Origin of the sequence: Xaviernesmea rhizosphaerae (assembly GCF_001938945.1) — a bacterium.
Lineage (GTDB): Bacteria > Pseudomonadota > Alphaproteobacteria > Rhizobiales > Rhizobiaceae > Xaviernesmea > Xaviernesmea rhizosphaerae.
Window position 1 is genome coordinate 91,768 of the sequence record NZ_MKIO01000039.1, and the last position, 26,685, is coordinate 118,452.

The following is a 26,685-nucleotide window of genomic DNA, read 5'->3' on the forward strand; positions in this document are numbered from 1 at the left end:
GCAGTCCTGCCGCCTTACTTGGCGTCATCCTTGGCAATGCGCCGCTCGGCGCGCCGGGCGATGCCATCGAGATCGGGATGGCGACCGGCCACGGTTTCGATCGCGGCAATGGCGACATCGGTGACGACGTAGTCAGGCTTGTGGCCGAGATTGTGGATCCGAATCAGACGGGAGCCTGAAATCGCCTTGTGCAGCCCGACCGAATGGATCTCCGGCAGCACGACCCCGTCGCGATCCCCCGTGATGATCACGGTGGGTGCGGTGATTTCCCGATAGCGCGGCGCCACCTCCCGGACGTAGCCAAGCAGATTGGCGATATCGGTCGCATTGTTGCGGAACGCGCCGGGGCGCAGCGCCAGCCGGGCGCGCGTCTTCTCGACATAGTCGTCCGGCCGGGGATTGGGCGCGAAGACGGCACGGGTGGCCTTGTCGATCGACAGCAGGCCGACCGGCGGCACCACCAGCGCAGTGAAAAGCGGCCCGATCACCGGCGATTTGGCGACGGAGTAATACCATTCGATGCCGCCGGGCCAAGGATGGGTGGCAGGCGAGAGAAAGACGAGGCCGGCCACCATTTCCTTGTGCCGCAGCGCGAAGGTTGCGGCAATGGCGCCGCCGAAGGAATGGCTGACGATGATGGCGCGGCGAATGCCCCGCTTTTGCATCAGCGTGGCGATCGCATCGGCTTGGCCATCGGGAAAGCGGTTGCGCGGGCCGCCGGCATCGGAAAAGCCGAGTCCCGGCCGATCGACGAACAGCATCTCCGCCCGTCCATCGAGCGGCACGCGAAAAGCGCCATAGGGATCGAGCAGGCTGGTGCTGGCGCCATGGATGAAGACGAGCGGCGGCAGGTCGGCCCCCTTCGGGCGCGGCACATGGACGCTGTTCAGCTTGAAGCCGCCAACATCGATCCGCTCGCCCTGCGGCAGGCCCGGGGTGGCTGCGGGCGGATTGTTGCCGGCACGCCCGGTGCCCTGGGCCTCGGCCCTGCCCGGGGAGACCGAAAGCGCAATCGCGAGCGCTAGGCCGCCGAGCGAAGCGGCCAGCGCGCGGCCTCGAGCGCTGCTTGGGCCATATGTGGCTACGGCTTTTTGAAGCAGCTGCAGGAGGCCGAGGGGGCGGGACCCATGTCTTGCCCGAGAGGCAGGGGTCGGCGAGGTAGGGGAGGGGGATGGTGTCGTCAGGAGCGCGCGTGTCATGCCGCGCATACGCGGCAGCCCTCTCGACGGTTCAGCTCTTGGCCACGGCAGGGTCGGATTTCGCCACGGGGACCGGCGAATGCGCTGGGCCGAGCCGTTTCTTGAGCGGAGGACCCGCCACACCGCGCTCAGGTTCGGCTGCCGGCGACCTTTTCCTGCAGCGTGTTGAGCTCCTCCTGCGCCTTGCGCTCCGCGGGATAGATCTCCAGGAATTTTTCCCAGACGCGGACGGCGAGTTCCGGCTTGTCCATGGTGGTCAGGATGGTCGCCATGCCGGCCAGCGCGCCGAAATGGCGCGGCTCGATCTGCAGCACGTGATTGATGTCGGACATCGACTTGCGATAATTGTTCATCTGATAATGCAGCGTGGCGCGCCCGTTCCAGCCCTCGCTGTAATCGGGCGCGAGCGCGATCACCTGATCGTAGAAATCCAGCGCGCTGGTCTGCCGGTTCTCGGCAATGGCCTTGGCGGCCTGCAGCATCAGGAAATTGACCGTGGCGCTGCCGGACTCGGCCCATTCCAGCCGGATCTGGCCGGAAATCTCGCGCGCCTTCTCAGGGTTGCGCTCGCGCTTGAGCGCATCGAACAGCGCGTTGAGCGTGGCCTTGCGGTCGTCAGAGGCAATGCCCGGCTTTGCGGGAGCGGAGGGAGAGGCAGCCGGCGTTTCGGCTTTCGGCGCGCTCGTTTCAGCGCCGGATGTCGGCTGCAGGCCGGCACCGGGATCGGCCGCGCGCGCGGGCAGGGCAAGCGCAAAGGCCAGAACAAGAGCGGTGGCAGGGAGACGAATCAAAAAATCGGCCATAGCGATCAGATTAAAGCGCCATGGCCGATCTTCAAATCACAAAAGCTGTGAGACCCTTTTCCGCACTTTGCCATCTGTTCGCGAACAGGGCAGGCGCAGGGTCTCGAGCCCATGGTCCTGAGCCCGAAGGCTCAGCCCTGACGGGCCTTGAAACGGGGGTTCAGCTTGTTGATGATGTAGATGCGACCCTTGCGACGAACCAGACGGTTCTCGCGGTGACGGGTTTTCAGCGACTTGAGCGAATTCTTGATCTTCATTTTCCTGGTCCGCAGTTCTCGGCGGCGTGCAGCTCGCCCTGTCCCTAACACAATCGAAAGCGCGGCCCGCATGCGGGAACGCGCTTTCTTCAAGAGTGGCAGGCAGATAACCCGGCGAAGCCTTTCTGTCAACCAGCAAAGGCCGCCGGAGGCCGCTACTCTGCGCTCCCCGCCGGGCTTTCCACGCCGGCGCGACCGCTCCCCGTCAAGGAGCGGAGAGGACGGTCACATGCCCCATCTTGCGGCCGGGGCGGGCCTCTTCCTTGCCATAGAGATGGACGAGCGCCTGCGGTGTCGCCAACCAGTCGGTGAGCCTGTCGACGTCGTCGCCGATCAGATTGTGCATCAGACAGTCGCTGTGGCGGCGGGTGTCGCCGAGCGGCAGCCCGGCGACGGCGCGGATATGCTGCTCGAACTGCGAGACGATGCAGGCGGCTTCCGTCCAGTGCCCCGAATTGTGCACGCGCGGTGCGATCTCGTTGACGGCGAGGCGGCCATCGGCCAGCACGAAAAACTCGACGCCGATCACGCCGACATAATCGAGCGCGGTCAGAATGGCGGCGGCGGCCGTGCGGGCGGCCGCGCTGGTGGCCTGGTCGATGCCGGCCGGCACGCGCGAGGTCGAGAGAATGCCGTCGCGATGGATGTTTTCCGCCGGGTCATAGGCGGCGATGCTGCCATCCGTTCCCCGCGCGGCGATGATCGAGATCTCGCGCACGAAGGGCACGAAGCTTTCGAAAATCAGCGGCACGTGGCCGAGCGCGTCAAAGGCCTCCTCCGCCGTCGTGCCGCCGGGCTTGAGCACGGCCTGGCCCTTGCCGTCATAGCCGAGCCGGCGGGTTTTCAGTACGCCCTGGCCGCCGAAATCCGCAAGCGCCGCCTGCAGCGCCTCCAGGCTGTCGACCGCGTGATAGCGCGCCGTATCCAGGCCGCAGGCGTTAAGAAAGCGCTTCTCGACCAGGCGATCCTGCGAGACTTCCAGCGCCTTGGGCGGCGGATAGACCGGAAGGCGGGCGGCAAGCCGCGCGGCGGCGATCACCGGCACGTTCTCGAACTCATAGGTGACGAGATCGCAAGTCTCGGCCAGCGCATCGAGGGCGGCTTCGTCGTCATAGGGGGCGGCGATGACGCGGGTCGCGACCTGCGCGGCGGGGCAGGTGGCATCGGGCTCCAGCACGACGACACGCATGGACAGCCGGGCTGCGGCCATGGCGAGCATGCGGCCGAGCTGTCCGCCGCCGATAATGCCGATGGTGGTCATGCCGCATCCACCGGATGGCGGGCGACGGCCGCGCTCTGCTCGCTGCGCCATTGATCCAGCCGCTCGGCCAGATCGGCATCGCCAAGCGCCAGGACGGCAGCGGCCAGAAGCGCCGCATTGATGGCCCCGGCGCGGCCGATGGCCAGCGTGCCCACGGGAATGCCGGCCGGCATCTGCACGATCGACAGGAGGCTGTCCTGGCCGGACAGAGCCTTGGACTGGACCGGCACGCCGAAGACCGGCAGTGGGGTCAGCGCCGCGGTCATGCCCGGCAGATGCGCCGCGCCACCGGCGCCGGCGATGATCACCTTGAAGCCTTCGTCGCGGGCGCCCTTGGCGAAATCCACCATGCGCTCCGGGGTGCGATGCGCCGAGATGATGCGGGCGTCATAGGGAACATCCAGCGCATCGAGCACGTCGGCGGCATTCTTCATGGTTTCCCAGTCGGACTGGCTGCCCATGATGATCGCCACGGGAGGCGGGGAAAGCGGGGTCACGGACGGCGGCTCCTCTGTCGGTGGCCCGGATCGTCCGGCGGGTGGGTCCAGGCGGGTTATGGTCTGAGGCCTTGGCCTGAAACGGATCGCGCACCCGGTGGGTGGCGACCGGGCGTCAGGCGATGATGTCGGGGATGATCTGGTCTTCGAGCTTGGTGATCTTGTCCTTGATCGCCAGCTTCTTCTTCTTCATGCGCTGGATGCGCAGGGCGTCGCAGCCGGTCTGGATCATCGCATTGATGGCGGTGTCGTAATCCTCGTGCTCCTGCCGCAGCCGGGCTACGCTCAATCTCAGTTCCGCCTGATCCTGATCTGGCATTGCTTATGACCCTCGTCGCGCCCAAGGGGCGGCGCAAACACCCCATTCATCGTTTCGATCCGTCGCTTAGCATGGATTAACCGCAAACGGGAAGTTCGCCCCTGCCACGAAAACGCCTTCGACAAATGAAAAATGTCATGGCACACTCTCGTGCGTTACCAACCGGACATCCGGCGGTAAGACCGGATGCAAGCTAGAAGGAAGGGACTGCCAAAATGAATATTGAGGCCCATCTCGCAACGCTTGAAAAGAAACATGGAGTGCTTGAGGAGGAACTTCATTCGGCTCTTCTGCAGCCGTCGACCCGGGACGATTACATTTCTAGCCTGAAGCGGCGTAAGCTGCGCTTGAAAGACGAAATCGCGAAGCTGAAAGCGTCGTTTCACTGAGTTTTGCTAGGCTTCAATCTTGAGGCTTTAGCCTGGAGACGTGCAAGGCTATATTGGATCGACAAAGCGGTGTGAGCAGGCGAATCGGCTGGATGTGCCCGGCCTCTCTTGCGCCCTCGATCCGGTGGCCCGGATGGCGGTTCAGCCGCCATCCGACAAGAGGCGCAAGGCCCGACGCCGGCCGCGCCAGGCTGTCTGACCGACCAGCAGACCCGATTACGGGCAACGGCCTTCATCCCCCTTTGCATGATTTTTTCGCGAATGAACGGATGATCCCGGCGCAGGTTGCGTCTCCGCAGACGCCTTTTCCGCTTGCTATGGCCAGATGGACGCCGGAGCGGCTCACATTTTCGTTTAAGCTCTTTCTGATGGAAACACGTCCGCGTGATCGCTGGCTGACGAATGCGCCTGCCCCGGGTGGCGTCGGGTTCGCCGACGCTTTGGCGCGTTGCCTCATAGAGTGCGGCGCGGAGCCTGATCGGACAAAAAAACAGTGCCGATTTCGGTCCGCGGCTTCCGACGGCTCCTACAGCGTCCGGGTCTGCGCTTTTCAGCGAAAGCATCTCGGCGGGCTGCTTGCCGATGTGGGCCAGCCATGGTGAAGGGGAAGAGATTGGCAAAGCCAGGCCAGTGGATCACCGAGCCTTGAAGAGGATGTTCCGGGTCGGGCGGACCGCGCCAAGGGCGTGACGCAGCTTCATCCTTGTCACAGTGCCGCAATGCCCGTGTCGAGCACGTTCCTGCACCGGCGACGGTCGCTCAACCTCAGGACCAGAACTGGTCGAGCCAGAGATTGACCTTGTCGAAGCCCTTCTTGTTGATCGTATAGATCCGCCGGGTGCCGCTGGGCGATACCGAGACGAGATCGGATTCCAGAAGAGCTTTCAGATGTTGCGAGACAGCGGGCCGACTGATCGGAAGCCCTTCTGCGAGTTCGTTGACCGTACGCGGAGCGCGACGGAGTTCCTCCAGCAGATAGCGCCGGTTCGGATCAGAGATAGCGTCGAAAGGATCAGCAAGAGACATGAGGGAATGCTAAGATAAATTATTCTTATGGGCAAGCGGAATTGTTGCAGTGCGTTGCGAGAGGACAGCCATAAGGCTGTGACTTCCGGGTGTTTTCTCGCCATTTAATAGAACTTATAAATTTAATAAAATTAAAAATTGCAACCTGAGGATCACGGGGCGAGCCAGGTCGACAGCGATTCGTGGACCAGTTTCAGGCCTGCCAGGAAGGCCATCATGTACATGAAGGGATAGAAAGTCTGCGGTTTCATACGGCGCACGAAGAAGGCACCGGCCATGGTGGCGATCACGGCGAAGGGAAAGAGCGAGACCGAGGTCATGAGATTGTCGGTGTCGAGCTGGCCGAGCGCGAAATAGGGAATGAGCTTGACGGCATTGAGGATGGCGAAGAAACGCACCATGGTGCCGGTGTAATCGCGCGGGGGCAGCTGTAGCGGCAGGGCATAGACCTGGAAGGGCGGCCCGCCGGCATGGGCGACGAAGCTGCCATAGCCCGACATGGCGCCGAGCACGCCGGCCAGAAGCGGGCGATGCGGGCGCGGCGTGACGACAAGGCCGCGCCGGACCCGCCAGACCTGCACTGCATAGCGCAGCGCGAACAGCACGGCGATCAGGCCGATGATAAGACGCAGCGCATCGCGCGGCACCACGGCGGCCGTCGCCCAGCCGATGGCGATGCCGGCGAGCGCGCCGGGAAGCAGGATCAGCAGCGTTCTGCGGTCGCCATTGTGCCGCCAGGCCCAGAGCGAGACCATGTCCATGGCGATCAGGATCGGCAGAAGCAGCGCGGCCGCCTGCACCGGCGGCACCACAAGCGAAAGCAGCGGCACGCCCATCAGGGCCAGCGCCTCGCCCATGCCACCTTTGGAAAAGCCCACCAGAATCACTGCCGGAATGGCGACGAGATAGAAATTCATATCGGGCAGCATGGTCTTCTCCTCAAAAAGCGCATGGCGACCGGTCGGCCTGGTGTCCGCGCTCTGTCCGTCCGGCATTGACGCCTGCCGCAGGCGGCGGTTCCTTCCCCGGCCCTCCCAGACCGGCGGGCCCGCGCAAAAGCGGTTCCCAGGATCGCGCGACATGCTGTAAGGGAAAGAGAGCAGAGCGCAACGCGCAATTTTCTTGAGGGTCAGCGGGTTTTGACCGAAAGCCCGCCGAGGAGTGACATGACGGACATGGACAATCGCTGCCGCCTGGTTCTGGTGCTGCCGGAGCTTGACGATTCCGACCGGCAGGTAGAGCGCCTTGAGGCGGCGCTTTCGGGCGGGGATGTCGCCTCGGTGATTCTGACGCAGGGCGCGCTGGATGATGCCACGTTTCAGAAGCAGGCCGAGCGCCTGGTGCCGATCGTGCAGCAGGCGGGTGCGGCGGCGATTATCGCTGGCGACAGCCGGGTGGCTGGCCGCGTCAAGGCGGATGGCCTGCATGTGGCGCAAGGGGCGGAGATGATTGCGGAAGCAGTGGAGAAATTCACGCCGAAGCTGATCGTCGGCGCGGGTGGCGCGTCCGATCGCCATCAGGCGCTCGAGATCGGCGAGGCCCGCCCGGACTATATGTTCTTCGGCAAGCTCGACGGCGACATCAAGCCGGAAGCCCATCCCAAGAACCTGGCGCTGGGCGAATGGTGGGCCTCGATGATCGAAATCCCCTGCATCGTGCTTGCCGGCACGGACCCTGCCTCCGCGCTCGCCGTTGCCGAGACCGGGGCCGAATTCGTCGCCCTGCGCCAGGCCGTGTTTGCCGCCGAGGCGCCAGGCGCCGTCGTCGCTGCGGTTAATGCGCTTCTGGACGAAAAAGCGCCACGGTTTGAAGATTAATCGGCAGGACATGATCCCGACCGCACCCTCTTTTCGGCTTCCCGCCCTGCTGGCCTGCCTGCTCACGCTTGCAAGCCCGGCCGCCTTGCGGGCGCAGGCGATCGATCTGCCGGGGGTTACGCTTGAGGGACAGAGCTCGCCGCCCGCCGCCGCGCCGGAGGCTGCCGCAGGCGCGCAGGCAGGCCATGCGGACGAGAGCTTTGCCGGGCGTGTGGAGCAAGGGACTGGCCCGACGGGCAAGCGCGGGCGGATCACCCCGTTCAACGGCGCGGCCCTGCCGGCCGAAGATCTCCCCAGGCTCGGCTCCTCCGCCACGCCGCCGCCGGCGCCCGGCGCGATCGCGCCTTCTGGGGGCGTCAACGTGCTGGACCGCATGGGCGCGTCCCTGCCGGCCCTGCCCAAGGAAAAGCCGTTCAAGGGCAAGCCCGACGAGGCCTATGGCGCCTTCCAGCGCGGCTATTATCTCACCGCCATGGAACTGGCGCTGCCGCGTGCGCAAAAGGGGGATGCGGCGGCGCAGACGCTTGTGGCGGAAATCTTCGCCAATGGCCTCGGCGTGGCACGCAATACCAAGAATGCCGCCTTCTGGTATGAACAGGCCGCCAATGCGGGCGATCCCGTGGCCATGTTCAAATTCGCGCTGATGCTGATGGAAGGACGCGATGTGCCGCGCGACCGCAAGCGCGCCGATGCGCTGATGCGCGATGCGGCCGACATGGGCAATGCATCGGCCCAGTTCAACTATGCCCAGACGCTTGTGGCCGATACGCCGGGCGAGAAAGGGCTGAAGGCGGCGCTGCCCTATTATGAAAAGTCCGCCGAGAAGGGCATTGCCGACGCGCAATATGCGCTGGCGCAGATCTATATGAATGTCGAGGGCATCAGCGACGACAAGCGCGCCACCGCGCGCGCCTGGCTGCTGCGCGCGGCGGCCTCCGGCTTCGACACCGCCCAGCTCGATGCCGGCATCTGGCTGGTTGACGGCATCGGCGGCGACCGCAATCTGGAGCAGGGCTTCCGCTGGATGCGCGAGGCTGCGATCGGCGGCAATGTGATCGCCCAGAACCGTCTGGCCCATCTCTACATCAACGCCATCGGCACGCGGCCCGATCCGGTCGAGGCGGGGAAATGGGCGCTTCTCTCTCTGAAGGCCGGCCTCAGCGATCCCACGCTTGACGACTTCATGGAAGGCCTGCCCGACGATCAGGTGGCCCAGGCCCGCAAGGCCGCCAGCCTCTTCCGGCCGCAATAAGGCGCTTGCGCCTGGGCGCGCCGGCAGGCTCGCCACTTGAACTTCACGCGCATTTATGGTCTTCACAGGGCCTGAGAGACATCGACACCACCAGAGCATCGGACCGACCATCGTCATCGGTCCGACGGTTATGGCGGGCGATGCGGTCGGCCGTCAGGGTCGACGGTTTTGTGACAGGGTTTTTGCCGGTGTCCTTCGTGCGCCCGGCTGCCGATTGGAAAAGGATCAAGCGGGATGGCGCGTTCAGCTCTTCTCAACGTCATGGTACAGGCTGCCTTCAAGGCTGGGCGCTCGCTGTCGCGCGACTTCGGCGAGGTGCAGAACCTGCAGGTCTCGATGAAGGGGCCGGGCGATTTCGTCGCGCAGGCGGCCCGCAAGGCCGAGAAGATCCTGCGCGAGGACCTGATGAAGGCCCGCCCGACCTATGCCTTCCTCGGCGAGGAAGCCGGCGAGATCGAGGGCACCGACGGCTCGCACCGCTGGATCGTCGAGCCGCTCGACGGCGCGACGAATTTCCTGCATGGCGTGGCGCAGTTCGCCATTGCGGTCGCGCTGGAGCGTCAGGGCGAGATCGTTGCCTCGCTGGTGTTCAATCCGGCGCTTGACGAGCTGTTCACCGCTGAGCGCGGCGGCGGCGCCTTCCTCAACGACCGGCGCCTGCGCGTGGCCGCCCGCCGCACCTTGTCCGATTGCGTCATCGCGACGGGCATTCCCTATCTCGGCCGCAGCAATCATGGCACCTATCTTGTAGAACTGCGTCATGTCATGGGTGAGGTTGCCGGCCTGCGCAGCTTCGGCGCGCCGGCGCTCGATCTTGCCCAGGTGGCCGCCGGCCGGTTCGATGGCTTCTGGGAGCGTGGGCTCGATCCGTGGCAGATCGCGGCCGGCATGCTCCTGGTGCGCGAGGCCGGTGGCTGGGTGTCCGACATTGACGGTGGCAATAAGCTGATCGAGAGCCGCTCGATCATTGCTGGCAACGAATATATCCGCAAGGCCCTGCAGGACGTCGTCCATCGTCCGATTCCCGGCAAGTGACCCTGGCCAGGCAGGCAATGACGCCCATGCGCGGGCTCTTGCTTCTTCAATTCGGCACAAACATAACTTAGACCTTGTCCCGCCCTCTCCTGATGGGAGCGGGACGGGAAAGGGCACGGACAGGTCGCGCCGATCTGAGCACGCCGTTCGGCCACAGAGGCGCTGCCGCGCGGTCAGGCATCCCAGTCGGAGCACGTGCACCGTCTGGTCAGGCAGAGGCGCTCGGGTAAAGGCTTGCGAAGGGTGAGGACAGGATGGCCAGGCTGAGATCGTCGGAACGCGGCTACGCGGACGAGCCGGAAGATCATGGGTTGCCGGAGGCCCAGCTGACGAGCCCGATGGTGTTCGTCTGGACCATGGTGATCTTCCTGATCATCGTCGCCTTTGTCGGCGCCATCCTCTTCCGCCAGGCGCATGCCGCCTTCCTCAGCAATCCCGGCCTTAACGGGCTGATTCTCGGCGTGCTGCTGATCGGCATCTTCCTGTCCTTCGGCCATGTGCTTGGCCTTCGCCCCGAAGTGCGCTGGTTCAACGCCTTCCGCGCCGTCGGCAATGCCGAGAAGGTGGGGCGCGAGCCGGTGCTGCTGGCGCCGATGCGCGCGCTGATCGGCCGGCATTCGCATCACCACGGCATTTCGACCGCCGCGCTGCGCTCGATCCTCGATTCGATCGCCACCCGGCTGGACGAGACCCGCGACACCTCGCGCTATCTGATTGGCCTGCTCGTCTTTCTCGGCCTGCTCGGCACCTTCTGGGGTCTGCTCGGCACCATCGGCTCGATCAACACGGTCATCCAGTCGCTCGATGCCGGCACCGGCAGCACGGACGACGTGCTCTCGGCGCTGAAGACCGGCCTTTCGGCGCCGCTGACCGGCATGGGCACCGCCTTCTCCACCTCGCTCTTCGGTCTGGCCTCCTCGCTGATCCTCGGCTTCCTCGATTTGCAGGCCGGCCGCGCGCAGAGCCGCTTCTATACCGAGCTTGAAAACTGGCTCTCCTCCGTCACCGATGTCGAGGCCGACCGCGCCGTTGCGGTCGCTGGCGGCGGCAATCTGGAGGAGATGCGCGACGTGGGCGAACAGCTCAGCCGCCTGGCGCAGGATTCCGGCCTCAACCAGCGCACGACGGCGGCCATGGCCAATCTCGCCGATGGCATCCAGGGCCTGGTGAAGAACATGCGCGGCGAGCAGCAGATGCTGCGCGACTGGATCGAGGCGCAGCAGGAAGAATCGCGCGCCATGCGCTCCACCCTTGAAGGGCTGATCAACCGGCTGGCCGAGCGCGGCAGCGCGCCCGCCGCCCCGCCGCGCATGCCGGCCGCTCCGCCGCCGCAGGTCGCTCCCGTCTCGGCGCCGGCACCCTCTGCCGCCGCGCCGCAGCCGGCCCCGCCCGTCGTAGCGCCCGCGCGTGCGCGCCGCGAGCCCAAGCGCGAAGAGCGGGGAGAATAAGCCTTGGCCCTGTCGCGCCGCAGCCGTTCGCACCGCACGATCGATTACTGGCCGGGCTTCGTGGACGCGCTGTCCACGCTGCTGCTCGCCATCATGTTCCTGCTCTCGGTCTTCGTGCTGGCGCAATTCCTGCTTAGCCGCGAGATCAGCGGCAAGGATGACGTGCTCAACCGGCTGAACAGCCAGATCAACGAGCTGACCCAGCTTCTGGCGCTCGAAAAGAGCGGCAAGCAGGACCTGGAAGATTCGCTGGCGAGCCTGCAGGCCTCGCTTTCGGCATCCGAAAGCGAGCGTTCGCGGCTGCAGACCCTGCTTTCCCAGGGCAGCGGCAGCACCGACACCGCCAATCAGAAGATCGGCGAGCTCAGCGGCGAGCTGGACGCCGAGCGCCAGAACAGCGCCCGGGCGCTCAGCCAGGTGGACCTGCTCAATCAGCAGATCGCGGCTCTTCGGGCGCAGATCGCCGCCGTCGAAAGCGCGCTCCAGGCCTCCGAAGCCAAGGATGCCGCCTCCCAGACCAAGATCGCCGATCTCGGGCGGCGGCTGAATGTGGCGCTGGCCCAGCGCGTGCAGGAGCTGAACCGCTATCGTTCGGACTTCTTCGGCCGCCTGCGCGAGATCCTGTCGGATCGCGAGAATATCCGCATCGTCGGCGACCGTTTCGTGTTCCAGTCCGAAGTGCTGTTCCCCTCCGGCGGCAACGAGCTCAATCCTGCCGGCCAGGAGGAGATGAGCAAGCTCGCTGCCGCGCTGATCGATCTCGCCAAGGAAATTCCGCCGGAGATCGACTGGGTCCTGCGCGTCGATGGCCATACGGACTATGTGCCGCTGTCGGGCAATGGCCGCTATGTCGACAATTGGGAATTGTCGTCCGCACGCGCCACCTCGGTCGTCAAGTTCCTGATCTCCAAGGGCGTTCCCGCCGACCGGCTGGTCGCGGCCGGCTTCGGCCAGTATCAGCCGATCGCGCCCGGCGACAGCAAGGAAGCACGCGACCAAAACCGGCGCATCGAGCTGAAACTTACGGAGAAATAAGCGGTCCCCATCCCTTTCGCGCGACGAGAGCATCGGACCGAAAGCTGGGAGCCAATTTCCGGAAATCTGATGCAAAAACAAGACGCTAGAAGACCAGGCTGCGTATGGTTTTCACAGTGCGACACCATGATTTGCGACCTTGGCTGGCCCCCTCATCCGACCCTTCGGGCCACCTTCTCCCCGCTGGGGAGAAGAGACGTGCGCCGCCGCCTCGCCCCGCCTGCACCCATAAGAAAATGCGGCTTATGCATTGTTTTCCAGCGGGTTGGATGGAGGCGCCGCGCTATCGGCCGGGTCTCTTCTCCCCGCCGGGGAGAAGGTGCCGGCAGGCGGATGAGGGGGTGTTCAGGCGCACAGATCTGATGTGCCGTGTACTGTGGTATGATTTTCAGTTCGCCGCGAGAAAAGAAGGGCCGGTGCTGGCGCGCTGGCCCTTCCTCGTTGCGGCAAGCTTCGATCCGGCTTCAATCCAAGGTGATATGCGCATCCCGCACGATCGGCGTCCATTTAGCGACCTCGGCCTTCACATGCGCGCCCAGTTCCTCGGGAGAGGAGGCGACGATGGTGGCCGAGAAGTCGTTCATGCGCTTGATGACCTCGGGATCGGCCATGGCCTTCTTCGAGGCGGCATTCAGCCGCGCCACCACATCGGCCGGCGTTCCGGCCGGGGCGAAGAGCGCGTTCCAGGTATAGGTCTCGTAGCCGGGCACCGTTTCGGCAATTGCGGGCAGATCCGGGAAAGAGGCGGCGCGCTTGGCCGTGGTCACGCCCAGCGCGCGCAGCGTGCCGGACTTGATATGGCCGGAGGAGGAGGGCAGGTTGTCGAACATGATCGGCACTTGATTGCCGATGACGTCGTTCAAGGCCGGACCCGCACCCTTATAGGGAATATGCTGCATGGAAACGCCCGCCATGCTCTTGAACAGCTCGCCCGACAGATGCAGGGGCGTGCCGTTGCCCGAGGAGGCATAGGCATATTTGTCCGGTTCGGCCTTCAGGAGCGCCACGAGTTCGGCCACGGTCTTTGCGGGAAATTGCGGGTTGACGACCAGCACGTTCGGCACGAGCACCAGCAGCGAAACGGGCGCGAAATCCTTTTCCGGATCATAGGGCTTGGTCTTGAGGATCAGCGGATTGAGGGCGTGGGTGGCGACCGTGCCCATCAGGATCGTATAGCCATCGGCCGCGGCGCGCGCCACGTTGGAGGCCCCGACATTGCCGCCGGCGCCGCCGATATTCTGCACGATGACCTGCTGGCCGAGATCCTCAGACATCTTGTTGGCGACGATGCGGGCGACGACATCGGTCGAGCCCCCGGCCGCAAAGGGCACGACGAGCGTGAGCGTGCGCTCGGGAAACTGGGCATGCGCCGTTCCGATCCATGCGACGGCCAGAGCGGCACCCGCAAGCATGCGCGTGATGAATGACATGACAATCCTCCCATCGTCATCCTGTTGCGCGCCCTCCACCTCCATGGATGAGCGTTGCCGAGGATTTGAGCGGGCGGATCGCTCGGTCGCAATCGGGCTTTTCGCGCGGGGCCGGCCGAAACGGCGCTTTGCCGGCAAGGATGTTCCCTTCCTTGCCCAGATGTCCCCGCCGATGGGTGAATTTCCACCCATCCGCCCTTCTCGGATGGCGTCTCAGGAGCTTGCGGCACTCCGCTCGAGGCTGGCCTGGCCGTGATCGAACTGCAACCGGGCCAGCCGGGCATAGAGCCCGTTCTGGCGGATCAGCGCGGTATGGGTGCCTTCCTCGACGATCCGCCCCTGGTCCATCACCAGAATGCGGTTCGCCTTGAGCACGGTCGCCAGACGGTGGGCGATGACGATGGTCGTGCGGTTTTCCATCAGCCCATCGAGCGCACGCTGCACCAGCGTTTCGCTTTCGGCATCGAGCGCCGAGGTGGCCTCGTCCAGAAGCAGGATCGGCGCGTCTTTCAGCAGCGCGCGGGCGATCGCGATGCGCTGGCGCTGCCCGCCCGACAGCGTCACGCCACGCTCGCCGGCCAGCGTGTCATAGGCCTGCGGCAGGCGCTGGATGAACTCGTCGGCCTGGGCCGCCTTCGCCGCAGCCATCACCTGCGCACGCGTGGCACCGGATGTGCCGAAGGCGATGTTGTCATGGATCGAGGCGGCGAAGATCGTCACGTCCTGCGGCACGATGGCCATGCGGCGGCGCAGGGCATCGGGCGTGACGCTGCGCAGATCGGCGCCGTCCACGAGAATGCGGCCGGAGGTGGGATCATAGAAGCGCAGGAGCAGGGCGAAGACTGTGCTCTTCCCCGCCCCGGATGGGCCGACCAGCGCCACGGTCTCGCCGGGCTCCACGGTGAAATCGAGGCCGCGCAGGCTCTTCTCGCCCGGGTGGCTCGGATAGGCGAAATGGACGCCGTCGAAAGCGACCCGGCCGCTGGCGGGCTGGGGGAGCACGAGGGGAAGGGGCGGGGCAGCGATGGCGGGCTGTTCGTCGAGCAGCTCATGGATCCGCTCGGCGGCGCCTGCCGCCTGGGCAAGCTCGCCCCAGACTTCCGACAGCGCGCCGAGGCTGCCGGCCGCGAAGACGGAATAGAGCAGGAACTGACCGAGCGTGCCGGCGGAGAGCGAGCCGTCCAGCACGCTTTTCGCACCGAACCAGAGAACGGCGACGACGCTGCCGAAGATCATGCTGATGGCGAAGGCGGTCAGTGCCGAGCGCGCCGTGATGGCGGCCTTTGCTGCGCCGAAGGCGTCTTCCACTGCCGCGCCATAGCGGGCGCGGGCGGCTTCCTCGGCGGTGAAGGCCTGGACCGTGCGGATCGCGCCGATCGCTTCGCCCGCATAGGCGGCAGCCCCCGCCAGCCGGTCCTGCGCCTCGCGTGAGCGGCGGCGCACGGAGCGCCCGAAGCCCACCAGCGGGAAGACGATCAGCGGAATGGCGATCAGCACCAGGCTCGACAGCTTGGGACTGGTATAGACCATCATGATGATGGCCCCGAGACAGAGGATCACATTGCGCAGCGCCACGGAGGCGGTGGCGCCCACGGCGGATTTGATCTGCGTCGTGTCCGCCGTCAGCCGCGAGACGATCTCGCCCGACTGGTTGACATCGAAGAAGGAGGGCGAAAGCCGGGTGACGTGATCGAAGACCTCGCGGCGCAGATCGGCCACCACGCGCTCGCCAAGCGTGATGACGAAATAATAGCGCGCGGCACTGGCCAGCGCGAGCACGACGGCGAGCACCACGAGCATCGAGAAATAGGTGTCGATGAAACGACCATCGGCCGCGCTGAAGCCGTGATCCACCATGCGCCGGACGGCGAGCGGCAGGGTCAGCGTCGTGACCGCCGCGGTGACGAGCGCGATGCCGGCGCCCGTCACCATGCCGCGATAGCGCTTCACATAGCGTCCGAGGCCGGCCAGCGGGCGCAGCGAGCGCCGGGCCGCCTTCGGCTTATCCTTGTTGTCCGACACTTGGGTCTTCCTCGTGATTGCCGAGAGCCGCGTGAACACCGCGCTTGCGGGCGCGGGCGTCTCCGACAGGCCTTGTTATCCCGCAGGCCTTCATGTATAGGCACGCCATCCCATAGAAAAGCTGCGGTCCGAAAAGAGGTCTGCGGCTTCCTTATCGCGTTTGGTCCCTTTGCCGCAACGGGTTGCGACAAGAAGACCCAGGAACTCCGCAGGAAGAGCATCATGAAGGCTGATATCCATCCCGCTTACCACATGATCAAGGTCGTCATGACCGATGGCACCGAATACGAGACCCGCTCGACCTGGGGCTCCGAAGGCGCCGTCATGAACCTGGAAATCGATCCCAAGTCCCACCCGGCCTGGACCGGCGGCAACCAGCAGCTGATGGACCGCGGCGGTCGCGTTTCCAAGTTCAAGAAGCGTTTCGAAGGCCTCGGCCTCTAAAACGTTCCGCATCAGCGGTTTGCTTCAAAGCCCGGCTAGCGCCGGGCTTTTTGCGTTTCAGCCAGCGCAATGGCGGGCGTGGCCATGCGTCGAGCGATGAGCCGCGCGATGACAAGCGTAACCCTGCCCTGGCGAGGATGACGGTTTTTTACCCGCAAACGAAAAGGCCCGGTCACGATGACCGGGCCTTGAAGCAGGATTGATGCGCTCGAAAAATCTGTTCGGGTCAGTTGCCGCCGAAGGCGGTCTGCAGCAGGGTCAGCTGCGCCTTGACGGCGTTCTGATTGTCCGGCGCGAAGCTCGCCGCGTCCTGCGGGCGATAGATTTCGCGGTCGAGCAGGGCCACACGGTTCTGCAGGCGCAGCGAGCGGTCGATCAGCTCGCGGAAGCTTTCCGGCAGGTCGTTCCAGCCCGGCGCGGTGCGGTCGACATTGAAGCTGTCGAGGCGAACCTTGTTCTTTTCAGACAGAACCTGATCGCGGGTCATCTCGCCATTGTTGACGGCGCGCTGCAGCAGCAGCCAGGAGGCCATCTGCATCAACCGGGTGGTAAGCCGCATGGACTCGGCAGCATAGAGCACCGAGGCGAGGCGCGGCAGCATTTTCGACGCCGTGCGGCCGGGGCCGTCGAGGTAGGTCGCGGTTTCCTCAACCAGCGCCATGCCTTCGGCGTAAAGCGACTTGAACTGTGTGGAAGCGGCGGCGTGGCCTGCAAAGCTCACCGTGTTCAGACTTGGTTCGGACATGTCTATTCCCTGCCTCGACGCATCAATCAACCTGCGCAGGTAACGGCCCTTCGCGGAAAAGGTTTCGCTTGTCCCTGCTGCTTGTCATGAACATCGTCCTTTAAAGCAAGCTGCGCAAGTCTGTTCTTAATAGAGGGTTAATACCCACAATTCTCTGCACTTTGTCCTAACTTGGGACGCAGGGGCAAAAAAAGAGCCGCTCGGAAGCGGCTCTCAAGGTAAAACAGGGAGAAAAATCAGACGTTTCGCTTGTGGCAATCGGCCTGAATCCAGAGCGATCTGGATAACCCCACGAATACCGCAGCTTGCTTAACAAATGGTTTCGCACGAATATTTCATCACCTTCGCAGGCGCTGAAATTTCATTTTTCTTCGCGGGATAGGGGAGACGATTCGCCTGTGGCGGGGCCGTGGCCATCCGGTGTGTCCTGACCGCCGCTTTCATGCCCAGGATCGTTAACCGATCCGTCATCGGCAAGGGCTCTGGCCGATGGCAGGAGCTCCGGCTTTTCGTCTGCGCCAGCGGCGGCGGTGTCCGTGCCGGCTTGCGGCGCGGCCGGCCGGTCAGCTGCGGCCGGTGTTGCGGCCTGGACCGTTTCGGCAGGCGGCGCGGCCTCCTCCGGCGCGCTTGCGGCGCGGGGCGACATCTTCAGGCTTTCGGGCGTGCTCATCAGGCCGGCATTGGTGGCGGCGAAGCTGTCGCGGCGATCGACGGGGATGGGTGCGCGCATGCGGCTGCGGATCATCGCATAGGCGGCGATCAGCACATGGGCGCAGGCAGTGATCATGAACAGGCTGTAGGGACCCATGGCGGTCATGATCGGGCCGCCAATGGTCGGGCCGATGATGGTGCCGATGCCGTAAAGCAGCAGCAGCCCGCCCGACACCTTCACGAAATCTTCCGGCGCGGCAAAGTCGTTGGCGTGGGAGGCGGCGATCGGGTAGAGCGCATTCGCCGTCGCGCCGTAAATGGCCACAAGCGTCACCAGCGCGACGACATGGGCCGGCTCAATGACGAAGATCAGCAGACCGGCGATAGCCGCCACCATCGACAGACCGGCTAGCACATAGCGCCGGTCCATGCGGTCGGAAAGGCGGCCGGCCGGAAACTGCATGATCGCGCCGGCAAAGATGACGGCGCTGACCATGAAGGCGACATCGGCATCCGACAGGCCTGCCTGCCGGCCGAACACGGCCGCCAGCGTGCCATAAGCGCCATTGGCAATGCCGATCAGCAGGATGCCGAGGAAGGACACCGGCGAATTGCGGTAGAGCCCGCCGAGATCGAGGCGCACCTGTTTCAGCGGCGCCGGAGAGGCGGCGGTGGACATCAGCGTCGGCAGCATGGCCAGGCAATAGACGATGCCGCAGATCATGAAGAACAGCGCGCTGTTGGTGTCGCCAAAGGGGATCAGCAATTGCCCGCCCACCACGCCGAGCAGGGTAATGGCGATATAGAGCGAGAAGATCGCGCCGCGGCTCTCATTGGTCGCGCGTTCGTTCAGCCAGCTTTCGATGATCATCGAGGTGCCGGCCGTGGAGAAGCCGGTGGCGGCGCGCAGCACCACCCACCAGATCGGATCCACCAGAATGCCTGTCAGCAGCGCGATGATCGCCAGCACCGCGGCGAAGATCGAGAAGGCGCGCACATGGCCGGCGCGGCGCACGATGGCCGGCGCAGTCAGGCAGCCGGCGACGAAGCCGGTGGCCCAGGACGTGCCGAGAAAGCCGAGCAATGTGGCCGAGTATCCTTCCGAGGTGCCGCGAATGGGCAGAAGCAGGCCGTGCAGGCCATTGCCGAGGAAGAGGAACAATGTGCCGAGAAGCAGGGCGGCGACCGGGACAAGGTTTTTGCGCATGAACAGTCCGCTGGCGTTGAAGGTTCGGATCGGGGGCGATGCGCCGCTTCGCCGCCAGAGATCTGGCTGTCGAACCGTTGCGAATCGGCGTGAAGCCGCATCCCTCGATGCAGGCCTCTCCTCCTCATAAACGGGTAATGTGCAAAAGACGTGTGAAATTGCAATCTTTCGCGAAGCATGAAAGATCGATGGCCGCGACGGGCCCCTTTGTGCTCATCGCAGCGCTCAGACAGAGGAAAGCAGCATGTCGACAGCATCGGACGGGAAAATGCGCGGGGTCCGATGCTCCGGGGCGCTCTTCGGCCTGATGCACTCCGGCCAACGCTCCAGGCCTTCCTGTTCAAAGCATCATCTTCCCGACGCTCGCTTCACGCCGGTCGCATCCTGCGCCAGGCGGTCGTCCATCCCGGTGTCTGGCCTCCGCCCCTGTGGGCACCCCGCAGTCAGCCTTTCTCGGTCCAAAGCCGCGGGGCGCCCATGAGCAAGGCTCTCGCGCTTCTCCTGCTTCTCGCCATGGCCGTCCAGCTGCTGAAACCGCTGGGCTTTCCGGGGCTGCGCCGCCGTCGGGATTTCTGGAAGATCGCCGTGGCTGCCATCGCCGTGATGATGCTCACCGTGCTGATCCGCCCCTGATCAGGGATTGCGGATGAGGCTGGTCGCGTCGGGTGTCTGCCGAAAACCGGCTCCCACTTTTGGCCGACATGCTGCAAAAACAAACCCGGCCGCTTTCGCGACCGAGTTCGCCTCCCCTCCAGAAGGCCGTGAGCAGGGTGTCGACGCATGCGCCTGTGACCCTTAAGCAAGCGGGGCCTTGGCATGCTGTCGTCCTGCCTATGTCTGCTTCCTGATCCTCGCCGCGCCCGGTGCCGGAATGGGCTGCGGGTGATCCGATCTATTGTCTCAGGCCGCCAGTTCCAATTCCCGGCGCCAGCCGCCAAGGGCCGCCAGGCTGCAGAGGCGGGCGCGATGGGTGAAGGCGCGCTGCCCGGCGGCGATATTCTCCTGCTTGCCCTTCCAGGCGGCGAGGGCTTCGGCCTGGAGCGCGCGGCCATAGGAGAAGGTCAGCGTCCAGGGCAGGGTGAAGCCGGACACCATGGTGGACAGATGGGCGGTGGCCTCCTCCGTCGACTGGCCGCCCGAGAGGAAGGCAATGCCGGGCACGGCGGCGGGAACGGTGCGCTTGAGCACGCCCACCGTGCGCTCCGCCACTTCATCCACCTTGGCCTTGCGGGCATGCTTGCCGTCGATGACCATGCTCGGCTTGAGGATCATGCCTTCGAGCGCGACGCGCTGAGAGGCCAGTTCCTCGAAGACGATCCGCAGCGTGGCCTCGGTCACCTCTTCGCTGCGGGCAATCGAATGGTCGCCCGGCGTGCCGTCCATCAGCACCTCGGGCTCGACGATCGGCACCAGGCCGGCGGCCTGGCACAGCGCGGCATAGCGCGCCAGCGCCTGGGCATTGGCCTTGACCGCGCCGGGGCTCGGCAAGGTCTCGGAAATGGCGATCACGCCGCGCCATTTGGCAAAGCGGGCGCCGGCCTCGTAATAGCGCGCCAGACGGTCGGGCAGCCCATCCAGCCCTTCGGTCAGGGTTTCACCGGGGAAGCCGGCCATCGGCTTGGCGCCGAGATCGACCTTGATGCCGGGAACGGCGCCGGCCGCGCGGATGAGATCGACCAGCGGCGTGCCGTCCTCGGCCTTCTGGAACAGCGTTTCCTCATAGAGGATGACGCCGGAAATGCAGGGCTTCATCGCGTCGCTGGCGCGAAACAGCATCTCGCGATAGTCGCGGCGGCTGGTTTCCGTGGAGGCAAGGCCGATCGTGTCGAAACGCCGCGCGATCGTTGCCGTCGATTCGTCAGCGGCCAGCAGACCCTGACCCTTCGACATCATCGCGCCTGCAATATCGTCCAGCCTTTCGCCCGTCATCCTCTGTCCCCTTTTATCTCTTTGACCAAAGAAGTATCAGAATATTTCACCAGTGAAAATAGGCAGTTAAATCCGTTCAAACGATTGAAAATATTTTAATCGTTTGAACAGTGCAAGTTTCCCGCGCGGATCTCTGCTTCCGTGACCCGCGCGCATGCTTTCCATTATCAGAAAAGGCGCCCTCTCGAGGGGAGAGCGCGCCTTTGCAGTTTATTCAGCTTGTAGCGAGACTTTCCGTCCGGCCGGCTTACTTGCTTTTCAGGATGTCGACGCCCGGCAGCGGCTTGCCTTCCATCCATTCCAGGAAGGCGCCGCCGGCGGTGGAGACATAGGTGAAGTCGTCGCCGACTTCGGCATGGTTCAGCGCAGCCACGGTGTCGCCGCCGCCGGCAACGGAGACGAGGTCGCCCGAGCGGGTGCGGCTGGCGGCATGCTTGGCCACGGCCACGGTGGCCTTGTCGAAGGGGGTGATTTCAAAGGCGCCGAGCGGGCCGTTCCACACCAGCGTTTCCGCCTTGCTCACCCATTCATTGACGGCCGTGACCGACTGGGGGCCGACATCGAGCACCATGGCATCGGCCGGGATGCTGGCGATCTCCACCACTTCATTGGCCGCGCCGGCCTTGAACTCGCGGGCGATGACGCCATCGACCGGCAGCACGATGGCGCAGCCTGCGCCTTCCGCCTCGGCCATGATCGCCTTGGCGGTCTCGGCCAGGTCATGCTCGCACAGCGACTTGCCGACATCGGTGCCGCCAGCGGCCAGGAAAGTGTTGGCCATGCCGCCGCCGATGACCAGCGCATCGACCTTCTTCACCAGGTTCTGCAGGAGATCGATCTTGGTCGAAACCTTGGCGCCGCCGACGATGGCGACCACGGGGCGCTTGGGATTGCCGAGGCCCTTTTCCAGCGCTTCGAGCTCGGCCTGCATGGTGCGGCCGGCATAGGCGGGCAGATGGCGGGCGAGGCCTTCCGTGGAGGCATGGGCGCGGTGGGCGGCTGAGAAGGCGTCGTTGACATAGATGTCGCCATTGGCGGCCAGCGCGGCGACGAAGTCCGGATCGTTCTTTTCCTCGCCCTTGTGGAAGCGGGTGTTTTCCAGAAGCAGGACGTCGCCGTCCTTCATGCCGTCGATCGCAGCCTTGGCCTTGTCGCCGATGCAGTCCTCGGCAAAGAGCACGCGCTGGTCGAGGATGTCCTCGACGGCGGCGGCGATCGGCTTCAGCGACATGTCGGCGACGGGTTCGCCCTTCGGGCGGCCGAAATGGGCGAGCAGCACGACCTTGGCGCCCTTTTCCGAGAGCTCGCGGATGGTCGGCAGCACGCGTTCGATGCGGGTGGCATCGGTGACCTTGCCGTCGGCCATGGGAACGTTGAGATCGACGCGCACGAGCACGCGCTTGCCCTGGATATCGGTGAGGTCGTCGAGGGTCTTGAAGGTCATCGGGTTCTCCGGGTCAGACTCGCTGAAACAAGGTGGGATAATCCGTCACCAGCCCATCCGCATCGACCGGCAAGTCCGCCGAGAACGACCGGTCCGCCGCCTGATAGCGGTAGAGCGCGCCGGGGACGAGGCAGGTATAGATCTGCCGGTCGATCACCGGTTCAAAGCGATCGAAGGGGATGTAGAGCATGGTGAGCTGACGGGGCCCGTCCTCGGGCCTGAGCGCCAGCCGGCGGATCGGAAGCGTATTGGTAAAGGGCGTCCCCGCGAGGTCGATATCGACGCAGCCGTCCAGCGCGGGACGAGGCGTGCCGTCGTCGCTGAACCAGCGGCCTTCGCCGTCGCTGCTGAGGCTCAGGGAGCACCCATTCGTAGTCTCGATGTCAAAGTGGCGCACATGCCAGCGGGTATCGCAGGCGATGGCGTAGCGCACGCCATAGGCCTCGCCGCCACGTCCGCCGATGATGACTCCCCGCACCAGCAGGGAGCCATCGGATTTTGGAAGCAGGTCCAGATGTTCGAGCCCTTCCCCGTCGAGCGAACGCCAACGAACCGTTCGGGGGGAGGGGCTGCGAAACAGCATCGGATCAGATGAACTTCGCCAGAGCGACGGCGGTGTCGCACATGCGGTTGGAGAAGCCCCACTCGTTGTCATACCAGGTCAGGATCTGCACGAAGGTGCCGTCCATGACCTTGGTCTGGTCGAGGTGGAAGGTCGAGGAATGCGGGTCGTGGTTGAAGTCGACCGAGACGTTCGGCTGGTCGGTATAGGCCAGGACGCCCTTCATCGGACCATCGGCGGCAGCCTTGATCGCGGCGTTGATCTCTTCCTTGGTGGTCTCGCGCTTGGCGATGAACTTCAGGTCGACGACCGAGACGTTCGGCGTGGGAACGCGCATGGCGAAGCCGTCGAGCTTGCCCTTCAGTTCCGGCAGGACGAGGCCGACGGCCTTGGCGGCGCCGGTGGAGGTCGGGATCATGGACAGGGCCGCCGCGCGGGCGCGGTACAGGTCCTTGTGCATCTGGTCGAGCGACGGCTGGTCGTTCGTGTAGGAATGGATCGTCGTCATCATGCCCTTTTCGATGCCGATGGCATCGTTGAGCACCTTGGCGACCGGCGCGAGGCAGTTCGTCGTGCAGGAGGCGTTGGAGATGACCAGGTGGTCGGCGGTCAGCTTGTCATGGTTGACGCCATAGACGACCGTGAGGTCGGCACCGTCGGCCGGGGCGGAAACGATGACGCGCTTGGCGCCGGCTTCCAGATGGGCTGCGGCCTTGTCGCGGGCAGTGAAGATGCCCGTGCATTCCATGGCGATATCGACGCCGAGATCCTTGTGGGGCAGTTCGGCCGGGTTGCGCACGGCGGTCACCTTGATCGGCTTGCCGCCGTTGATGACGATGCTGTCGCCCTCGACCACGACGGTGGCCGGGAACTTGCCGTGGATGGAGTCGAAGCGCAAGAGATGCGCATTGGTCTCGACCGGGCCCAGGTCGTTGATGGCAACCACTTCGATATCGGTGCGGCCCGACTCGATGATGGCGCGCAGGACGTTGCGGCCGATGCGGCCGAAGCCGTTGATGGCAACTTTCACAGTCATGGATAGAGTCTCCCTCTCTTCTAAACGGCGGCTTGGCCGCGCGGCGCCGCGCGGGCGGATCTCCAACAATGGCGAGGCGCCGATCGACGGAGGATGCGCTTGACGCTGCCAAGGCCCCTGTTCTGGACTATCGCAATCCCAAGGCCTTGGCGAGCAAAGGGGCTCCCCGGGATTTGCAAGGCGGACGTGCAGAAATGCGGGGTCTCGTCCGGAGCCGCGGGCGGCGGCTCCGGACGCAGAACAATCAGGCGAGCTTGGCTTCTGCCGCTTCGACCACAGCCTCGACCGTGATGCCGAAGTGCTTGTAGAGGTCCTTGTAGGGGCCCGAAGCGCCGAAGCTCTTCATGCCGACGAACACGCCGTCGGAGCCGATCAGGTGATCCCAGCCCTGGCGGACGGCGGCTTCCACCGCGATCTTGACCGGAGCCCTGCCGATGACCTCGGCGCGGTATTCGTCCGACTGCTCCTCGAACAGCTCGAAGCAGGGCACGGAGACCACGCGGGCGGCAACACCCTTGGCGCTCAGGGCTTCGGCCGCCTTGACGGCGATCTCGATCTCGGAGCCGGAGGCGAAGATCGAGACCTTGGCGTCGTCGGCCTTGACCAGCTCATAGGCGCCCTTGCCGCAGAGGTTTTCCTCCACATACTCGGTGCGCACGGCCATCAGGTTCTGGCGGGTCAGCGCCAGCGCCGAGGGACGATGCTGATTGTGCAGCGCCAGCTGCCAGCACTCGGCCGTTTCCGTGGCGTCGGCCGGGCGGAAGACCAGAAGGTTCGGGATCGCCCTGAGCGCGGCGACCTGTTCGACCGGCTGGTGGGTCGGGCCGTCTTCGCCCAGACCGATCGAGTCATGGGTGAGCACGTGGATGACGCGGATGCCCATCAGTGCGGCCAGGCGGATCGACGGACGGCAATAGTCCGAGAAGATCAGGAAGCCGCCGGAATAGGGGATCAGGCCGCCATGCAGCGCGATGCCGTTCATCGCTGCCGCCATGCCGTGCTCGCGGATGCCGTAATGCATATAGCGGCCGGAGAAGTCGGTCGGCGAGATCGACACCATCTGGCTGGTCTTGGTGTTGTTGGAGGGCGTCAGGTCGGCCGAGCCGCCCAGCGTTTCCACCACGATGCCGTTGATGACCTCGAGCGCGTCTTCCGATGCCTTGCGGGTGGCGGGAGAAGGCTTGGTTTCGGCCAGCTTCTTCTTGTAGTCGGCGATCGCGCCATCGAGGCCCTTCGGCAGGTCGCCGGCGAAGCGGCGCAGGAATTCCGACTTCTTGCCGGCATCCGTCTGCTCCAGGCCCTTTTCCCAGGTTTCGCGCAGCTCGACGGAGCGGGCGCCGGACTGGCGCCAGGCCGAGAGAACGTCGTCGGGAATTTCGAAGGCCGGGCTTTCCCAGTTCAGCGCCTTGCGGGTGGCGGCGATTTCCTCGGCGCCGAGCGGCGAGCCGTGGACCTTGTGGGTACCGGCCTTGTTCGGAGCGCCGAAACCGATGGTGGTCTTGGCGGCGATGAAAGTCGGGCGGTCGGAGGCATGCGCCGCTTCGATCGCCTGGGCGATCTGCTCGGGATCGTGACCATCGATCTCGATCGTGTTCCAGTGCACCGACTTGAAACGGGCGATCTGGTCGGTCGAGTCCGACAGCGAGACCGCGCCGTCGATGGTGATGTTGTTGTTGTCCCAGAAGACGATCAGCTTGTTCAGCTTCAGGTGACCGGCCAGCGCGATCGCTTCCTGGCTCACACCTTCCATCAGGCAGCCGTCGCCGACGAGCACATAGGTGTGATGATCGATGAATTCAGGCCCGAATTCGGCATTGAGCTTGCGCTCGGCAATGGCGAAGCCGACCGAGTTGGCGATGCCCTGGCCGAGCGGACCGGTGGTGGTCTCGATGCCGGCGGCATGGCCGAATTCCGGGTGGCCGGCGGTCTTGGCGCCGAGCTGGCGGAAATTCTTGATCTCCTCGATCGTCATGTCCTCATAGCCGGTGAGGTAGAGCAACGAGTAGAGCAGCATGGAGCCGTGGCCGGCCGACAGGATGAAACGGTCGCGGTTGGGCCAGTTCGGCTTTTTGGGATCGAAGCGCAGATAGCGCGAGAAGAGCACCGTGGCGACGTCCGCGGCCCCCATGGGAAGGCCGGGGTGACCCGAATTCGCCTTCTCGACAGCGTCCATGGACAGGAAGCGGATAGCATTGGCCATCCGATCGTGGGTTTCGCGAGAGATCATGACGTTTCCGCTTGTGTGACGTGATCAGGACGGCCTTCAAACTCCTCCGAAGACCGTGTCGGAAGCGGGTTGAGACATAGCACCTCGACAGGTGGAGTCAACAAAGACAGGCCCTGCGGAGACGGGGCGGCGCGCCCATATGATCCACAGCTATTGCCTCATGGCAAAACAGGCGGGCGTTGCCGCAACTTGACGAATAGGGTTAAGTGTTTGGATGAACAGGATGTCGACCGTGCGGATGATTCGGCTGCGGGCGGATCTTGACGGGCCGGGCGGCGATTCGCGGCCGTGCCGCGTGGGCAGTGCGCGGCGTTGCCAATCGATGTAAGAGAACGGGGCCGGGCATGGCGGCGGAAAAGACAGTGGCGGGTGCCATCGATGCTCTGCGTCAGGCCGTGGAGCGCCTCGACCGGCTGGTCGATGGCCGCTTCGATCGCGAGCGTGACCTTGGCGAGATCGAGGGCGAGGTGCGGCGCGTGAATGCCGACCGCGCGCGCCTTGCCCAGGAGCTGGATCAGTCGCAATTTCGCGCCAACCGGCTGGAAGAGGTCAACCGCGAGGTATCGCGCCGGCTGGTGACCGCCATGGAAACCATCCGCGCCGTGCTGGATCGCTGAGCCGCGTCAGTTCCGGACTTGGGAGCGGCTTCG

Annotated in this window: 24 protein-coding genes and 2 pseudogenes; 9 read left to right on the top strand and 17 right to left on the bottom strand. The window is 64.9% G+C overall.

What is annotated here, in order from left to right; genetic code table 11:
* Nucleotides 1–14: 14 nt before the first annotated feature.
* The 6 genes from BJF92_RS18495 to BJF92_RS18520 form a co-directional block, all read right to left on the bottom strand.
* The gene (locus BJF92_RS18495) at nt 15–1,208 is read right to left on the bottom strand and encodes an alpha/beta fold hydrolase (protein ID WP_245294824.1); all 1,194 of its coding nucleotides are present in this window, start codon (nt 1,206–1,208) and stop codon (nt 15–17) included.
* Nucleotides 1,209–1,327: 119 nt separating this feature from the next.
* A complete protein-coding gene (locus BJF92_RS18500; RefSeq protein WP_143524096.1) occupies nt 1,328–2,002 on the bottom strand; it encodes a tetratricopeptide repeat protein in 675 nt (224 codons plus the stop codon).
* Nucleotides 2,003–2,133: 131 nt separating this feature from the next.
* The gene (ykgO, locus tag BJF92_RS18505) at nt 2,134–2,259 is read right to left on the bottom strand and encodes a type B 50S ribosomal protein L36 (protein ID WP_075626953.1); all 126 of its coding nucleotides are present in this window, start codon (nt 2,257–2,259) and stop codon (nt 2,134–2,136) included.
* Between the two features lie 205 nt (nt 2,260–2,464).
* Nucleotides 2,465–3,520 carry a 5-(carboxyamino)imidazole ribonucleotide synthase gene (locus BJF92_RS18510; RefSeq protein WP_075636227.1) on the bottom strand — a complete coding sequence of 352 codons (1,056 nt, stop codon included), beginning with the start codon at nt 3,518–3,520 and terminating at the stop codon, nt 2,465–2,467.
* On the bottom strand, nt 3,517–3,981 hold the full coding sequence (purE, locus tag BJF92_RS18515) for a 5-(carboxyamino)imidazole ribonucleotide mutase (protein ID WP_075636406.1): 465 nt from the start codon (nt 3,979–3,981) through the stop codon (nt 3,517–3,519). Before purE ends, BJF92_RS18510 begins: the two co-directional genes overlap by 4 nt.
* 151 nt (nt 3,982–4,132) lie before the next feature.
* Nucleotides 4,133–4,336, bottom strand: a complete 204-nt coding sequence (locus BJF92_RS18520) for a YdcH family protein (protein WP_075626951.1) — start codon at nt 4,334–4,336, stop codon at nt 4,133–4,135.
* 215 nt (nt 4,337–4,551) lie between these two features.
* On the opposite strand from BJF92_RS18520, the gene BJF92_RS18525 reads away from it, so the two are divergent.
* Nucleotides 4,552–4,725: a YdcH family protein gene (locus BJF92_RS18525; protein ID WP_075636228.1), complete on the top strand. Its 174-nt coding sequence runs from the start codon at nt 4,552–4,554 to the stop codon at nt 4,723–4,725.
* Nucleotides 4,726–5,490: 765 nt separating this feature from the next.
* Here the strand turns inward: BJF92_RS18525 and BJF92_RS18530 are convergent.
* A complete protein-coding gene (locus BJF92_RS18530) occupies nt 5,491–5,751 on the bottom strand; it encodes an ArsR/SmtB family transcription factor (RefSeq protein WP_075636229.1) in 261 nt (86 codons plus the stop codon).
* Nucleotides 5,752–5,903: 152 nt separating this feature from the next.
* Entirely contained in the window at nt 5,904–6,680 is a 777-nt protein-coding gene (locus BJF92_RS18535) for a sulfite exporter TauE/SafE family protein (protein ID WP_075636407.1), read from the bottom strand.
* 237 nt (nt 6,681–6,917) lie between these two features.
* On the opposite strand from BJF92_RS18535, the gene BJF92_RS18540 reads away from it, so the two are divergent.
* The 5 genes and pseudogenes from BJF92_RS18540 (at nt 6,918) to BJF92_RS18560 (ending at nt 12,338) form a co-directional block, all read left to right on the top strand.
* Nucleotides 6,918–7,568, top strand: a complete 651-nt coding sequence (locus BJF92_RS18540; RefSeq protein ID WP_075636230.1) for a thiamine phosphate synthase — start codon at nt 6,918–6,920, stop codon at nt 7,566–7,568.
* Between the two features lie 10 nt (nt 7,569–7,578).
* On the top strand, nt 7,579–8,820 hold the full coding sequence (locus tag BJF92_RS18545) for a tetratricopeptide repeat protein (RefSeq protein WP_075636231.1): 1,242 nt from the start codon (nt 7,579–7,581) through the stop codon (nt 8,818–8,820).
* Between the two features lie 234 nt (nt 8,821–9,054).
* On the top strand, nt 9,055–9,855 hold the full coding sequence (locus tag BJF92_RS18550) for an inositol monophosphatase family protein (protein WP_075636232.1): 801 nt from the start codon (nt 9,055–9,057) through the stop codon (nt 9,853–9,855).
* A gap of 254 nt (nt 9,856–10,109) precedes the next feature.
* Nucleotides 10,110–11,135, top strand: a pseudogene (locus tag BJF92_RS18555) (flagellar motor protein MotA); the annotation flags it as partial.
* A gap of 171 nt (nt 11,136–11,306) precedes the next feature.
* The gene (locus BJF92_RS18560; protein WP_075636233.1) at nt 11,307–12,338 is read left to right on the top strand and encodes a peptidoglycan -binding protein; all 1,032 of its coding nucleotides are present in this window, start codon (nt 11,307–11,309) and stop codon (nt 12,336–12,338) included.
* A gap of 464 nt (nt 12,339–12,802) precedes the next feature.
* Here the strand turns inward: BJF92_RS18560 and BJF92_RS18565 are convergent, their stop codons facing one another.
* Together BJF92_RS18565 and BJF92_RS18570 are read right to left on the bottom strand one after the other, a co-directional pair.
* Nucleotides 12,803–13,750 (bottom strand): Bug family tripartite tricarboxylate transporter substrate binding protein, encoded by a 948-nt coding sequence (locus BJF92_RS18565; RefSeq protein ID WP_075636408.1) that lies wholly within the window; start codon nt 13,748–13,750, stop codon nt 12,803–12,805.
* Nucleotides 13,751–13,981: 231 nt separating this feature from the next.
* Nucleotides 13,982–15,790 carry an ABC transporter transmembrane domain-containing protein gene (locus tag BJF92_RS18570; protein WP_078058243.1) on the bottom strand — a complete coding sequence of 603 codons (1,809 nt, stop codon included), beginning with the start codon at nt 15,788–15,790 and terminating at the stop codon, nt 13,982–13,984.
* 222 nt (nt 15,791–16,012) lie between these two features.
* On the opposite strand from BJF92_RS18570, the gene rpmE reads away from it, so the two are divergent.
* The gene (rpmE, locus tag BJF92_RS18575; RefSeq protein WP_075626961.1) at nt 16,013–16,234 is read left to right on the top strand and encodes a 50S ribosomal protein L31; all 222 of its coding nucleotides are present in this window, start codon (nt 16,013–16,015) and stop codon (nt 16,232–16,234) included.
* Between the two features lie 226 nt (nt 16,235–16,460).
* Here rpmE and rcdA read toward each other — a convergent pair whose 3' ends face one another.
* Entirely contained in the window at nt 16,461–16,979 is a 519-nt protein-coding gene (gene rcdA / locus BJF92_RS18580) for a protease adaptor protein RcdA (RefSeq protein WP_075636234.1), read from the bottom strand.
* Nucleotides 16,980–17,595: 616 nt separating this feature from the next.
* A pseudogene (locus BJF92_RS18585) lies at nt 17,596–18,837 on the bottom strand (MFS transporter); the annotation flags it as partial.
* A 477-nt stretch (nt 18,838–19,314) separates the two neighbouring features.
* On the opposite strand from BJF92_RS18585, the gene BJF92_RS25320 reads away from it, so the two are divergent.
* Nucleotides 19,315–19,470: a hypothetical protein gene (locus BJF92_RS25320; protein ID WP_139790580.1), complete on the top strand. Its 156-nt coding sequence runs from the start codon at nt 19,315–19,317 to the stop codon at nt 19,468–19,470.
* 267 nt (nt 19,471–19,737) lie between these two features.
* Here the strand turns inward: BJF92_RS25320 and BJF92_RS18590 are convergent, their stop codons facing one another.
* The 5 genes from BJF92_RS18590 to tkt all read right to left on the bottom strand — a co-directional run bounded on the left by BJF92_RS18590 (nt 19,738) and on the right by tkt (nt 26,035).
* The gene (locus BJF92_RS18590) at nt 19,738–20,766 is read right to left on the bottom strand and encodes a class I fructose-bisphosphate aldolase (RefSeq protein WP_075636235.1); all 1,029 of its coding nucleotides are present in this window, start codon (nt 20,764–20,766) and stop codon (nt 19,738–19,740) included.
* A gap of 247 nt (nt 20,767–21,013) precedes the next feature.
* Entirely contained in the window at nt 21,014–22,210 is a 1,197-nt protein-coding gene (locus BJF92_RS18595; protein ID WP_075636236.1) for a phosphoglycerate kinase, read from the bottom strand.
* A 13-nt stretch (nt 22,211–22,223) separates the two neighbouring features.
* Nucleotides 22,224–22,790 carry a putative glycolipid-binding domain-containing protein gene (locus tag BJF92_RS18600; RefSeq protein ID WP_078058270.1) on the bottom strand — a complete coding sequence of 189 codons (567 nt, stop codon included), beginning with the start codon at nt 22,788–22,790 and terminating at the stop codon, nt 22,224–22,226.
* Nucleotides 22,791–22,797: 7 nt separating this feature from the next.
* Entirely contained in the window at nt 22,798–23,808 is a 1,011-nt protein-coding gene (gene gap, locus BJF92_RS18605; RefSeq protein ID WP_075636238.1) for a type I glyceraldehyde-3-phosphate dehydrogenase, read from the bottom strand.
* A gap of 244 nt (nt 23,809–24,052) precedes the next feature.
* Complete coding sequence (tkt, locus tag BJF92_RS18610; RefSeq protein ID WP_075636239.1) at nt 24,053–26,035, bottom strand: transketolase; 1,983 nt, start codon at nt 26,033–26,035, stop codon at nt 24,053–24,055.
* Nucleotides 26,036–26,379: 344 nt separating this feature from the next.
* Here tkt and BJF92_RS18615 point away from each other — a divergent pair, with 344 nt between their 5' ends.
* Complete coding sequence (locus BJF92_RS18615) at nt 26,380–26,652, top strand: DUF4164 domain-containing protein (protein ID WP_075636240.1); 273 nt, start codon at nt 26,380–26,382, stop codon at nt 26,650–26,652.
* Nucleotides 26,653–26,685 lie beyond the last annotated feature (33 nt).